This is a genomic window from Hydrogenophaga taeniospiralis CCUG 15921, from assembly GCF_001592305.1.
In the GTDB taxonomy this organism is placed as follows: domain Bacteria; phylum Pseudomonadota; class Gammaproteobacteria; order Burkholderiales; family Burkholderiaceae_C; genus Hydrogenophaga; species Hydrogenophaga taeniospiralis.
Map to the genome: position 1 here is coordinate 74,505 of NZ_BCWR01000009.1, position 11,947 is coordinate 86,451.

10 protein-coding genes are annotated in these 11,947 nt (G+C 68.2%); 3 read left to right on the plus strand and 7 right to left on the minus strand.

What is annotated here, in order from left to right:
- Positions 1-77 precede the first annotated feature (77 nt).
- The 6 genes from HTA01S_RS12980 to HTA01S_RS13005 form a co-directional block, all read right to left on the minus strand.
- Positions 78-1,493 carry an ATP-binding protein gene (locus HTA01S_RS12980; protein ID WP_068172061.1) on the minus strand — a complete coding sequence of 472 codons (1,416 nt, stop codon included), beginning with the start codon at positions 1,491-1,493 and terminating at the stop codon, positions 78-80.
- Positions 1,494-1,683: 190 nt separating this feature from the next.
- A complete protein-coding gene (locus tag HTA01S_RS12985; protein WP_068172063.1) occupies positions 1,684-3,984 on the minus strand; it encodes an NADP-dependent malic enzyme in 2,301 nt (766 codons plus the stop codon).
- A 93-nt stretch (positions 3,985-4,077) separates the two neighbouring features.
- Positions 4,078-5,331: a M20 family metallopeptidase gene (locus tag HTA01S_RS12990; RefSeq protein WP_068172066.1), complete on the minus strand. Its 1,254-nt coding sequence runs from the start codon at positions 5,329-5,331 to the stop codon at positions 4,078-4,080.
- Positions 5,332-5,338: 7 nt separating this feature from the next.
- On the minus strand, positions 5,339-7,150 hold the full coding sequence (uraD, locus tag HTA01S_RS12995; protein WP_068172166.1) for a 2-oxo-4-hydroxy-4-carboxy-5-ureidoimidazoline decarboxylase: 1,812 nt from the start codon (positions 7,148-7,150) through the stop codon (positions 5,339-5,341).
- A gap of 10 nt (positions 7,151-7,160) precedes the next feature.
- Positions 7,161-8,111, minus strand: coding sequence for an allantoinase PuuE (gene puuE, locus HTA01S_RS13000; RefSeq protein ID WP_068172067.1), 951 nt, complete (start codon positions 8,109-8,111; stop codon positions 7,161-7,163).
- A gap of 135 nt (positions 8,112-8,246) precedes the next feature.
- The gene (locus tag HTA01S_RS13005; RefSeq protein ID WP_068172070.1) at positions 8,247-8,912 is read right to left on the minus strand and encodes a GntR family transcriptional regulator; all 666 of its coding nucleotides are present in this window, start codon (positions 8,910-8,912) and stop codon (positions 8,247-8,249) included.
- A 70-nt stretch (positions 8,913-8,982) separates the two neighbouring features.
- Here HTA01S_RS13005 and uraH point away from each other — a divergent pair, with 70 nt between their 5' ends.
- A complete protein-coding gene (uraH, locus tag HTA01S_RS13010) occupies positions 8,983-9,336 on the plus strand; it encodes a hydroxyisourate hydrolase (RefSeq protein ID WP_068172075.1) in 354 nt (117 codons plus the stop codon).
- A 147-nt stretch (positions 9,337-9,483) separates the two neighbouring features.
- Complete coding sequence (locus HTA01S_RS13015) at positions 9,484-10,263, plus strand: tetratricopeptide repeat protein (RefSeq protein ID WP_169804774.1); 780 nt, start codon at positions 9,484-9,486, stop codon at positions 10,261-10,263.
- Positions 10,264-10,272: 9 nt separating this feature from the next.
- Here HTA01S_RS13015 and HTA01S_RS13020 read toward each other — a convergent pair whose 3' ends face one another.
- On the minus strand, positions 10,273-10,827 hold the full coding sequence (locus tag HTA01S_RS13020; RefSeq protein WP_407656109.1) for a hypothetical protein: 555 nt from the start codon (positions 10,825-10,827) through the stop codon (positions 10,273-10,275).
- Between the two features lie 196 nt (positions 10,828-11,023).
- Between HTA01S_RS13020 and xdhC the strand changes: the two genes are divergently transcribed.
- A complete protein-coding gene (gene xdhC, locus HTA01S_RS13025) occupies positions 11,024-11,854 on the plus strand; it encodes a xanthine dehydrogenase accessory protein XdhC (RefSeq protein ID WP_068172079.1) in 831 nt (276 codons plus the stop codon).
- Positions 11,855-11,947 lie beyond the last annotated feature (93 nt).

An 11,947-nucleotide genomic window follows, 5' to 3' on the forward strand; every position in this document is an offset into this window, starting at 1 on the left:
ATCCGGCGCCGGGCCGCCCCAAGCCGGATCAGCCCCCTTGGGGGGCAGCGACCCGCGCAGCGGTGGAGCGTGGGGGCTCATGCGTCGCCTCCTTCGGCCGGCCGGCCCCCGCAGGGCAGCTCCAGACGGACCTGCGTGCCGCCTTCGGGGCGGAGCTGGGCGTCGAAGCGCCCGCCCAGCGCCGCGGCGCGTTCGTGCAAGCCGGGCAGGCCGAAGCGGTGGGGGCGCTGGTCGGGCGGGGGCAGGCCGCAGCCGTCGTCGGTCACCGTCAGGGCCAGGGTCTGTGCGTTGTGCTGCAGCAGCAGGCCCAGGTGCCGCGCCCCGCTGTGTTTGAGGGCGTTGTTCAGGGCCTCCTGGGCCGTCCGGTAGGCCGCCAGCGCGGTGTCCGCGTCGAGCGGCGTTTCCGGACCCTCGATGTGCAGGTCGAAGACCTGCGCCCGGTGGCGCAGGCGCAGGCCGGCGACCAGGTCGCGCAACGCGTCGGGTAGGCCCAGCGGGCCCAGCGTCAGCGGTGTCAGCCGGGGAATCATGCCGTGCATCGCGTCGTACAGGCGCGCGGCCTCGGCGTCGATCATCTGGGCGGCCTCGCGGCCCGTGGTGTCGTCCGTCGGCAGCCGGGCCATCAACGATCGGGCGAGCGAGCGGATAGCGGTGACCGATTGCCCCAGCTCGTCGTGCAACTCGGCGGCGATGTCCTTGCGCTCGGCCTCCAGGCGCTGCTCGACCTGCTGGGCCCAGGCCCGGCTCTCCGACAGCCGCTGCCGGGCCTCGCGGGCGGCGATGCGTTGCTGCAGGGTCGTCTCGATGGCTTCGCCCAGCCGGTTGACCGACTCGCCGATCAGCGCCGCCTCGCGGCCCGGCAAGGGGGGCAGCCGGGTGGCGTAGTCGCCGGCCTGCAGCCGCCGCAGGCCTTCGACGATGCGCGCAAAGGGACGCAGGGTCCGCCCGACCGCCCAGAACACGGCGACATGGAGGGCCACCAGCGCCAGCGCGGCGATGCCAGCCAGCTGCACCAGGTGGTCCCAGCCGTCGAGGATGGCCCGCGACGGGTTGGGCTCGATCGCCAGCGTGGCGCCCGGCATGCGCACCAGCTGGCGCTGCAGCGGCGGCACGACCCAGGCGGTGAACCATTCGGGGGCATCGCGACCCTGCTTGTAGGTGGCGGGCGGTGAGCGGTAGAGCACCTGGCCGTCGTCGCCCACCAGCACGATGTCGTTGGCCCGCACGCGACCGAGTTGCTCCAGGAAACCGAGCATGGCCGGGGGGCCGCCGCGGGAGAAGATGCCGCTGACGCGCTCCAGCAGTTGGGTAGCCACCCTGTTCGACGCGGTGATTTCTTCCCGCACGCTGGCGCGCGTGCCGTCGATCTGCAGCCCCACCAGCGCGGCGACGAACAGGCCCGTCAGCGTGGCCACGATCAGGTTGAGCTGCAGGCGCAGCGAGACGCCGCGCCTGCGGGGCAGAGGGAGCGGCGGCGAGAGGGGTTCGACCATATGCCCATTGTCGGACGATGAGCGCCCTGGCAGGGCTCCGGCGGCGCGGCGGCCCGCACTTTCAAGAAAATCATGAGCGCCAGGCCCCGGTGCCGGGGCGGTGGGTCACCGGACGACGGTAGCGGCCCCCGCCCTGGGGTGAAAAAAAGGGACGCCGCAGCGTCCCTCGGGGGTCGGGCCGGAAGCCGGGTCAGTCGCGCGGGCTGGCCGCGGCGGCCAGGGCCGTCATGTTGAGCACGCGGCGCACCGTGGCCGCGGGCGTGAGGATGTAGGCCGTGGCCGCCGCGCCCATAAGCACCGGCCCGACGGTCACGCCGCCGCTGGTGGTGGTCTTGAGCACGTTGTAGAGGATGTTGGCCGAATCCAGGTTGGGGCAGATCAGCAGGTTGGCTGAGCCGGTGAGCGTGGTCTGCGCGTCGTAGCTGCGGCGGATCTCTTCCTGCAGCGCGGCGTCGCCATGCAGCTCGCCGTCGCACTCGATCTCGGGGTGCTGGGCCACGAAGAGGTCGCGCGCGGCGCGCATCTTCTTGGCCGAGGCCCGCTTGCTGGAGCCGAAGCTGGAGTGCGAGAGGAAGGCGACCTTGGGCGGAATGCCGAAACGCTGCACCTGCTGCGCGGCCATGAAGGCGATCTCGGCCAGCTGTTCGGCGCTCGGGTCGTCGTTGACGTAGGTGTCGGTGATGAAGATCGGGCCGCGGTCGGTCATGAGCGCGTTGACGGCAGCGTAGTTGGTCACGCCAGGTTGCTTGCCCAGGATCGCGTCGATGCGCTCCAGGTGGGTGTTGTAGCTGCCCACCAGGCCGCAGATCAGCGCATCGGCGTCGCCCAGCGCGAGCATGAGCGAGCCGATGATGGTGTTGGAGCGGCGCACCGCGGCCTTGGCCACCTCGGGCGTGGCGCCGTCGCGCGCCATGAGCTTGTGGTAGTGCTCCCAGTACTGGCGAAAGCGCGGGTCGTCTTCGGGGTTGGTGTTCTGCACGTCCACACCCAGGCGCATGCGCAGGCCGGCTTTTTCGATGCGCGCGGCGATCACGGCCGGGCGCCCGATCAGGATGGGCACGGCCAGGTGGTCGTCAATGGCCATCTGGGCGGCGCGCAGCGCGCGCTCGTCTTCGCCGTCGGCGTAGGCCACGCGTTTGCGGTTGTCGGGCAGGGCCTTGGCCGCGTTGAAGATCGGCCGCATGAGGATGCCGGTCTGGTAGACGAAGCGGCCCAGGCTCTCCTTGTAGGCCTCCATGTCGGCGATGGGGCGCGTGGCCACACCGGAGTCGGCCGCGGCCTGGGCCACGGCCGGCGCGATCTTGAGGATCAGGCGCGAATCGAACGGCTTGGGGATGATGTAGTCGGGGCCGAAGCTCAGGTCCTGGCCGGCGTAGGCGGCGGCCACTTCGTCGCTGGTCTCGCTCTTGGTGAGCGCGGCGATCTGATGCACGCAGGCGACCTTCATTTCTTCCGTGATCTTGGTCGCGCCGCAGTCGAGCGCGCCGCGGAAGATGTAGGGGAAACACAGGACGTTGTTGACCTGGTTGGGGTAGTCCGAGCGGCCGGTGGCGATGATGCAGTCGGGCCGCGCGGCCTTGGCGATCTCGGGCCGGATCTCGGGCTCGGGGTTGGCCAGCGCCAGGATGATGGGCTGCGTGCCCATGCTCTTGACCATGTCGGCATCGACCACGCCGGCGGCCGAGCAGCCCAGGAACACGTCGGCACCGTTCAGCGCGTCGGCCAGCGTGCGTGCGCTGGTGCTGCGGCAGTAGCGGCGCTTGGATTCGTCGAGCTTGCCCGCCACGGCGTCGGCGCGCTCGGTGTGGATCACGCCCTTGGAGTCGCAGACCAGGATGTTCTCGATGTTCACACCGAGGTTGACCATCAGGTCCAGACAGGCGATGGCGGCGGCGCCCGCGCCCGAGACCGCCACCTTCACCTGGCCGATCTGTTTGCCGACCAGTTCCAGGCCGTTGATCAGGGCGGCGCTGGAGATGATGGCCGTGCCGTGCTGGTCGTCGTGGAAGACAGGGATCTTCATGCGCTCGCGCAACTTCTTCTCGATGTAGAAGCACTCGGGTGCCTTGATGTCTTCGAGGTTCACACCGCCCAGCGTGGGCTCCAGCGCCGCGATGATGTCGACGAGCTTGTCCGGGTCGCGTTCGGCCAGCTCGATGTCGAACACGTCGATGCCGGCGAATTTCTTGAACAGGCAGCCCTTGCCTTCCATCACCGGCTTGCTCGCCAGCGGCCCAATGTCGCCCAGGCCCAGCACGGCCGTGCCGTTGGTGATCACACCCACCAGGTTGCCGCGCGAGGTGTATTCGGCCGCCATCGTCGGGTCGGCTTCGATCGCCAGGCAGGGGTAGGCCACACCCGGCGAATACGCCAGCGACAGGTCGCGCTGGTTGGACAGCGGCTTGGTCGGGTTGACGGAAATCTTGCCTTTGTGGGGTGAGCGGTGGTATTCGAAAGCGGCGTCGCGCAGGGCTTCTTCAGCGGGGGTCATGGTGTCTCCAGAATCGGGCCGCCCGGCGTGGGCGGGCGGTCATTGTGGCACGCTGTCCGCCGGCCATCTGCTGGGGCATTCCACAGGTGGCGTTTAAGGTGCCTGGAGCAAATCCAGCAGGGTGCGGGCGATCACCTTGGTGGCGCGCCGCAGGTCCTCCAGCAGCAGGTTTTCGTCGGCGCGTTTGGCATTGGACTCGCGCACGGTGCGCGGGCCGGCGCCGTAGATCACGCCGGGAATGCCGTGTTCGCCGTAGAGACGCACGTCGGTGTAGAGCGGTGTGCCCACCGCGGGAATGGGCTCGCCGAAGACAGCCTGGCCGTGCTTCTGGATCGCTTCGACCAGGGGCTTGTTGCCGGGCAGGGGTTTGAGCGCGCGCGCCAGCAGGATGCGTTTCACGTCCACGCCGATGGCGCGCCCGCCGCGCGGCGGCTGGTAGCTGGCGGCCGCTTCGGCGATGGTGCGGCGCAGGGCGGCTTCCACCTCGGCCGGGTCTTCCTCGGGGATCATGCGGCGGTCGAGCTTGAGCACCACCTTGCCAGGGATCACATTGGTGTTGGTGCCGCCCTGGATCAGACCCACGTTCAGGTACGGGTGGGTGATGCCTTCGACGCCGGACGTGACCTTCAGGTAGTCGGCGTTGAGCGCGTAGAGCGCGTTGAGGATGTGCACCGCGCCCTGCAGCGCGTCGGTGCCGCTGTCGGGAATGGCGGCATGCGCCATGTCGCCGTGCACCGTCACTTCCAGCTGCAGGCAGCCGTTGTGCGCCACCACCACCTGGTAGCTGAAGCCGGCGGCGATCATCAGGTCGGGCTTCGTCAGGCCCTTCTTGAGCAGCCAGTCGGGGCCGACCTCGCCGCCGTATTCCTCGTCGTAGGTCACGTGCAGTTCCACGCCACCCTTGAGGGGGGCGCCGAGCGATTCGAGTGCGCGGATGGCGAAGGTGAAGTTCGCGATGTCGCACTTGCTCACCGCGGTGGCGCGGCCGTAGATCCGGCCGTCCACGATCTCGCCGCCGTAGGGGTCGTGCGTCCAGCCTTCGCCCGGTGGCACCACGTCGCCGTGGGCGTTGAGCGCGATGGTCTGGCCGCCTTCGCCGAAGCGGCGGCGCACGATCAGGTTGGTGATGCTCTGCAGGCCGGCGGCTTTCACCTCGGCCTCGGGCATGGCGTGCTTTTCAGCCGTCAGGCCCATGGCGGCCAGCAGCTCGGCCGTGCGCTCGGCGTGCGGCGCGTTGTTGCCGGGCGGCGTGTCGGTGGGTACGCGCACGAGTTCCTGCAGGAACCGCACTTCTTCGTCGAAGTGGGCGTCGATCCAGGCGTCGAGTTGTTGTTGCGGAGTGGTCATTGGGTGTTCAGTTGGGGTGTTCGGCGGCGAGTTGTTCGAGCAGGTGCGCGAAGGCGCGCACGCACAGGTCCATGTCGTCGCTGGTGGTGGATTCGAGTGGGTTGTGGCTGATGCCGCTGTTCTGCCCGCGCACGAACAGCATGGCCTGCGGCATCACTTCGTGCAGCTTCATGGCGTCGTGGCCGGCGCCGCTGGACAAAAGGTGCAGTGGCACGCCCAACGCGGCCACGGCGGCCTCCCAGCGTGCCTGCCAGGCGGGGGCGCTGGGCGCGGCGGCGGCGCGCATGGTTTCCTCCAGCGTGTGGCGGACACCGCGGCGCTCGCAGATCTCGGCGAGTTTCGCCAGCACGTCCTGCGCCAGCGCGTCGCGCTGCGCATCGCTGGGCGCGCGCAGGTCCAGGCTGAAGCTGCAGCGGCCGGGCACCACGTTGATGGAGCCGTTGGGCACCAGCAGCATGCCGATGGTGGCGACCGAGTCGCCGTCGGCGGCGGCGCGCTGCTCGGCGTAGAGCGCGAGTTCGGCCACGGCGCAGGCCGCATCGCGGCGGCGGTCCATGGGCGTGGTGCCGGCGTGGCTGGCCATGCCGATCACTTCGCCCAGGTAGCGCACGCTGGCGTTGATGGAAGTGACGATGCCCAGCGGCAGGTCGAGTTCGCACAGCACCGGGCCCTGTTCGATGTGCACTTCGACGAAGCCCAGGTACTTGGCCGGGTCGCGCTGCAGCGCGGCGACGGCCTCCAGCGTGGCGGGCAGGCCCGCGTGCTGCATGGCCGCGCGCATGGTGATGCCGTCGGCGTCCTGCTGGTCCAGCCAGGTCGGGTTGACGTGGCCGGTGAGCGCGCCCGAGCCGAGAAAGGTGGCCTTGTAGCGCTGGCCTTCTTCTTCGGCAAAGCCCACCACCTCGATGGCGAAGGGCAGCCTGCGCCTTTCGGTGTGCAGCTGCTGCACACAGGCCATGGGGACGAAGATGCCGAGGCGGCCGTCGTACTTTCCGCCGTTGCGCACGGTGTCGTAGTGGCTGCCCGTGAGCAGGGTCTTGGCTCCCTCTCCCGCTGGCGGGAGAGGGTTGGGGTGAGGGCCAGCGTGGTACACGCCAACGACGTTGCCCACCGCATCGATGTGCGCCTCGTCGAATCCGATGGCCAGCATCTGCCGCTGCAACTGCGCCGCACACGCCCGGTGTGCCTCCGTCAGGTAGGTCACGGTGAGCTGGCCGAGTTCGGCGTAGCCCGGGTCGGTGTGGCGCGCCAGGTCCTCGTGCCAGTCCCAGACCGCGTTGCCCAAGGTTGGCTCGAAGCCGAACTTGTCGTTCAGCCGGATCTCGGCGATGCGGTGGATGTTGCGCAGGCATTCGGCGCGCTCGAAGTCCACCGGGTGGTGCAGGCGGCGCTCGAAGGTGGCGATGATCTGTGCCTTGGTGAGGCCTGTGCCGCGTGGTCCGCGCACCGCCAGGATGAACGGGAAGCCGAACTTGTTGTTGTAGTCGGCGTTGAGCCGCTGGATGTGGGCAAACTCTTCGGGCGTGCAGTGCGTCAGGCCGGCCTTGGTCTGCTCGTGGGTCGACTCGGCGGTGAGCGACTGGCTCACCATCGCCTTGCCGGCGAGTTCGGGGTGGGCGCGGATCAGCGCGAGTTGTGGCTCCACGCCGGCGGCGTCCAGCACGCGCACCATGGTGTGTTTGAGCGCGGCCAATGACGCGAAGGGGCGGTGCTCCAACGCCTGCTCGGCGATCCAGGGGGAATGCTCGTACAGGCCGTCGAGCATCTGCGCGGCTTCGGGCAGCGGCGCGGTGTTGAGCTGGTCCAGCGTGATCGGCATGGTGGTCATCTCAAACGGTCACGGGGTGCGTGGCCTTCCAGTGCCGCGCAATGTCCAGCCGCCGCGCCACCCACACCTTGTCGTGCGACTGGATGTGGTCCAGGAAACGCTGCAGCGCGGTGATGCGGCCCGGGCGGCCGAGCAGGCGGCAGTGCATGCCGATGCTCATCATCTTCGGGCGGTCCAGACCGTCCGGGTCGCCTTCGGCGTACAGCGCGTCAAACGTGTCCTTCATGTACTGGAAGAACGGGTCGGCGTGTGAATAGCCCTGGGGCAGGGCGAAGCGCATGTCGTTGCAGTCCAGCGTGTAGGGCACGATGAGCTGGTGCGCGTCGCTGCCATCGGTTTTCTTCACCTTCATCCAGAATGGCAGGTCGTCGCCGTAGTAATCGCTGTCGTACTCGAAGCCGCCGAAGTCGGCCACCAGGCGGCGCGTGTTCGGGCTGTCGCGGCCGGTGTACCAGCCCAGCGGGCGCTCGCCCGTGAGGCGCTCGATGATCGCCATGGCTTCGGCCATGTGGGCGCGCTCGGTGGCCTCGTCGATGGCCTGGTAGTGGATCCATTTCAGACCGTGGCAGGCGATGTCGTACCCGAGCTGCTGGAACGCCGCGGTCAGCTCGGGGTGTTTCTCCAGCGCGGTCGCCACGCCAAACACCGTGAGCGGCAGGCCGCGCTTCTCGAACTCGCGCAGCAGTCGCCACACGCCGGCCCGCGAACCATATTCGTAGATGCCTTCCATGCTGATGTGGCGGTCCGGAAACGACGCCGGGTTGAACATTTCCGAGAGGAACTGCTCCGAACCCGCGTCGCCATGCAGCACCGAGTTTTCACCACCTTCTTCGTAGTTCAGCACGAACTGCACAGCAATGCGCGCACCCCCCGGCCAGCGCGCGTGCGGTACATCACGGCCATAGCCGATGAGGTCGCGGGGATACGGGGCGGTGGAGTCGTAGACGGTCATGGCAAAAGCAGCGAGAGAGAAGTGTCTTATCCGGGAACACCGCGGAACTGGCTTTGCCAGGCCGCAGGTGTTGCCCCCTTGAGGGGGTCACGGCCCCTTAAGGCCGTGGCGGGGGTGGGTCATCTTTGGGGTGGGTCATGTCAACGCCAACGACAAATCGTTGGTCGGCAGCTTGCGGTCGAAGGTCAGGCCTTCTTCCACGTGCAACAGGTGTTCGTTCATCAGGCGCACGGCGGTGTCTTCGTCCTTGGCGGCCAGCGCCTTGACGATGGCCACATGTTCTTCGTTCGAGTGTTCGGCCGCGTTCGTGCTCTGGTACATAAGGGTGATCAGCGCGCAGCGCGAGATCAGCTCGCGCAGCAGTTCGGCCAGCACCTGGTTGCCCATGAGCTCGGCCATGCGCACGTGGAAGTCGCGCAGCAGCTCGGTGCGGCCGGTCACGTCCTGCTGGTCAATCGCCTGCTTTTCCTGGGCCAGGTGTTCGCGCAGCGCCTTGATGCGGGCCGGCGTCACCTGCCGCACGAAGGCGCGGGTCATCTCGGCTTCTAGCATGCGGCGCACGGCGAACACCTGCCGCGCTTCTTCCACCGAAGGGGTGGCCACGAAGGCGCCGCGCGCGGGTTCCAGGCGGATCAGGCGGTTTTGCGAGAGCTGGAACAGCGCCTGGCGCACCAGCGTGCGCGAGACCCCGAAATGGTCGGCCAGCTTCTGCTCGGCCAGCTTGGTGCCCGGGTGCAGCCGGTGTTCCACGATGGCCCGCGTGAGCGACGCGACGATCTGGTGGGTGCTGGAGGTGTCCATGCGGGCATCATAGCCAGAAAAGGCAAAAAGTGTATACACTTTCAGTCGACTGCTTTTCAAAGGACGCACCATGGGCTTGAGTACGCACGTTCTGGACACCATGCACGGCTGCCCCGCCGCCGGCATGGCGGTGGAGCTCTACACCACGGACGGCGACTTCGCCACGCTGGTCAAGCGCTTCGAACTCAACGCCGATGGCCGCAACCCCGACGGCATGCTCTACGACAACGCCAGCCTCAAGGTCGGCACCTACCGCCTGGTGTTCGACGTGAAGGGCTATTTCGCACGCCGCTGCGTGGCCTTGCCCGAGCCGAACTTCCTCAACCGCGTGTCGATCGATTTCGGCGTGGCCCACCCCAGCGAGCACTACCACGTGCCGCTGCTGGTGAGCCCGTGGAGCTATTCCACGTATAGGGGCAGTTGAGCGCGCATACGATGAGCGGTCACGGCATAGGCCGCGGCAAGTTTTCGACCACAGGGCGCTTCGGTGGGCGCGCCGAATGAAAGATCAAGGAGGTTTCCCCGAATGAGTCAACCATGCCGCCTGCCCGCGTTCGCGCTGGGGTGTTTGATGCTGTGCGCTGTGGGCACTGCCGATGCGAAACCGTCGTCTCCCGGCGCACCGGAGGTGGGGGCGGAAGCGGGCGAGTTCCCAGCGTCGTCGGCCCGCATCGTCTGTCCCTCGGCGCTGCCAGTCGACCCCCGGGATCTGAGGGCGCTGTGCCGTGCGGCGGAGCAGGGAGAGGCGAGGGCGCAACACAATCTGGGGCAGGCCTATTTCTTGGCCGATGGCGTTGTGGACAACAACTTCGAGCAGGCCTATGCCTGGTTCCACAAGGCCGCACTGCAAGGCCTGCCGCACGCGCAGTTCGCGCTGGCGATCCTGCATCTGGACAACCAAGGGGTGAAGGGCACTTTCCCGGAGGCCATGGCATGGCTGCTCAAGGCGGCACAACAAGGACACGGGCATGCGCAATACCTGTTGGGGTTGTCCTATGTCCATGGCAGGCCGGGAACAGAGAAAGACCTGTCGCAGACCGAACGCTGGCTGACGCGGTCGGCCGAGAACGGCCACGTGCTCGCGCAAGAGGTGCTTTGGAACCTGCGCATCAAGGGCCTGCTGCCCAGCGCGAACGGGGCTGTAACTTCGGTCACCAACTCGACCTCGGTGAGCCCCGGCGCCTGCGCCATCCCGTCGCCGGGGCAGGCGCCCTTCACGCGTTACACCCGGAAGGACCTGGAAGAGGCCCTGGCCATCAGCGCGGAGCGATATGTCGGCCTGATGGAGGACTGCCTGCGAATCGCCGCCAGCAGCCTGGGGCCGGGTTTTGTGCCCATGGCGCCCCGGTAACGGCGGGGCTCAGCGGTCTCGCTGTCCCTCGGTCAGCGTGTCCAGCTGGAAATTCCCGCTCTTGTCCCAGAGCCAGACGTCGGTGTAGACCACGCCGCCCAGGCGCGCCGGTGCCGGGAAGGGCGCTGCCGCCATCACGGTGCGTTCGATCTCGCGCACCACATCGGGTGCATGCTTGGGCGCGCGCATCCAGTTGAGTTTGCGCACCTGGCCGTTGCGGTCCAGGTCCACCTGCAGAACGCCCACTGCATGCATCAAAGGTGGCATCTGGCCTTTGTAGATGCGGTGCCCGTTCTTGCTGTAGATGTGCTGGGCCCCGTCGCGGCGGTAGTCCCGGGGGCTGACGGCGTTGGACACCGGTGTTGGTTCCGTGGCTGCGGTGGGCGGTGGCAGCGGTGCGGATGGCTCGGGGGTGGGCGCAGGCGGCACCCGTGCGGCGCACGACGCCAACAAGAGTGCTGTGCAGGTGCCCAGAAGACCCCATGGCCAGCGCCAGGTGGGGGGCACTTCGGGCGAAGAAGGTGCATCCTCATGGGAGCGCGGCGCCGGGCGGGTGTTTTTCATGGTTTGCGAGTCCCTCGAACGGTGTGAATCGGGTGGCGCGCCGTGGTCAAGAGGAGGGCTTCCAACCGGCGCCATATGGGTTGGCCCATGAAGTCTATGGCGGTTTGGCGGGTGGTATCGGGCGATGAGCCGGGGATACTCGGTCCTGTTCACCGCGTTTACGTTTCTGCACATATTTTAGGCAAACACACCACAAATGCCCAGCGAATTGAACCACTGCCTGCAGCGCCTGCAGACCGAGCCGGCCGTGCTGGTCACGGTGGCGCAGGCCCGCGGATCGGTGCCGCGCGAGAGCGGCGCCTGGATGGCCGTGTTTGCCAGCGGCATGGTGGGCACCATCGGTGGCGGGCACCTGGAGTGGGACGCGCTGCGGCAGGCGCGGGCCCACCTGAACGCCCCACCGGGCGCGCCGCCAGCGCCCTGGGAGCAGAGCGTGGCGCTGGGGCCAAGCCTTGGCCAGTGCTGCGGCGGCGTGCTGCGGCTGCGCTTTGAGCCGGTGACGGTGGCCGACACGGAGCGCCTGCGCCAGACGCTCGCGCAAGCCCTGGCGCCGGTGGCCCTGTTCGGCGGTGGCCATGTGGGGCATGCCCTCGTGCAGGCGCTGGCGCCCCTGCCGTTCGATGTGCTCTGGGTGGACAGCCGCGACGGTGTTTTCCCCGCCGAGCTGCCCGGTGACGTGCGCGCCGAACATTCCGACCCGGTGCAGGCCGCTGTGCACGATCTGGCGCCGGGCTCGCGTGTGCTGATCATGAGCTTTTCGCACGCCGAAGACCTGGACATCGTGGCGGCCTGCTTGCAGCGCCAGCGCGATCAGGCCGACCTGCCGTTCGTGGGCCTGATCGGCAGCCGCACCAAATGGGCGACCTTCCGCCACCGCCTGGAGGCGCGCGGTTTCAGCGCCGACGAGCTGGCCCACATCACCTGCCCCATTGGCCTGCCGGGCATCACGGGCAAGGCACCCGCTGTGATCGCTGCTTCGGTGGTGGCGCAGTTGTTGCTTCTGGAGCACGCCGGCGCGGACCGCTGAAGGCGCCGGAGATGCCGGGTTTGGGTCGGTTGGAATGTCTTCAAAAACTGTATACACTTTTGGCTGACCGGTCGCAGCGGAGCAGGGTGTCCA

Bases quoted from the DNA above. Each gene is read 5' to 3' on its own strand.
- uraD (WP_068172166.1), bottom strand. From the start codon at position 7,150: ATGCCGATCACGCTGGACCAGCTCAACACCGCGCCGCTGCCCGAAGCC.
- HTA01S_RS13015 (WP_169804774.1), top strand. From the start codon at position 9,484: ATGCTGTGCGCTGTGGGCACTGCCGATGCGAAACCGTCGTCTCCCGGC.
- xdhC (WP_068172079.1), top strand. From the start codon at position 11,024: ATGCCCAGCGAATTGAACCACTGCCTGCAGCGCCTGCAGACCGAGCCG.
- HTA01S_RS13005 (WP_068172070.1), bottom strand. From the start codon at position 8,912: ATGGACACCTCCAGCACCCACCAGATCGTCGCGTCGCTCACGCGGGCC.
- HTA01S_RS12980 (WP_068172061.1), bottom strand. From the start codon at position 1,493: ATGGTCGAACCCCTCTCGCCGCCGCTCCCTCTGCCCCGCAGGCGCGGC.
- uraH (WP_068172075.1), top strand. From the start codon at position 8,983: ATGGGCTTGAGTACGCACGTTCTGGACACCATGCACGGCTGCCCCGCC.
- HTA01S_RS12990 (WP_068172066.1), bottom strand. From the start codon at position 5,331: ATGACCACTCCGCAACAACAACTCGACGCCTGGATCGACGCCCACTTC.
- HTA01S_RS12985 (WP_068172063.1), bottom strand. From the start codon at position 3,984: ATGACCCCCGCTGAAGAAGCCCTGCGCGACGCCGCTTTCGAATACCAC.
- HTA01S_RS13020 (WP_407656109.1), bottom strand. From the start codon at position 10,827: ATGAAAAACACCCGCCCGGCGCCGCGCTCCCATGAGGATGCACCTTCT.
- puuE (WP_068172067.1), bottom strand. From the start codon at position 8,111: ATGACCGTCTACGACTCCACCGCCCCGTATCCCCGCGACCTCATCGGC.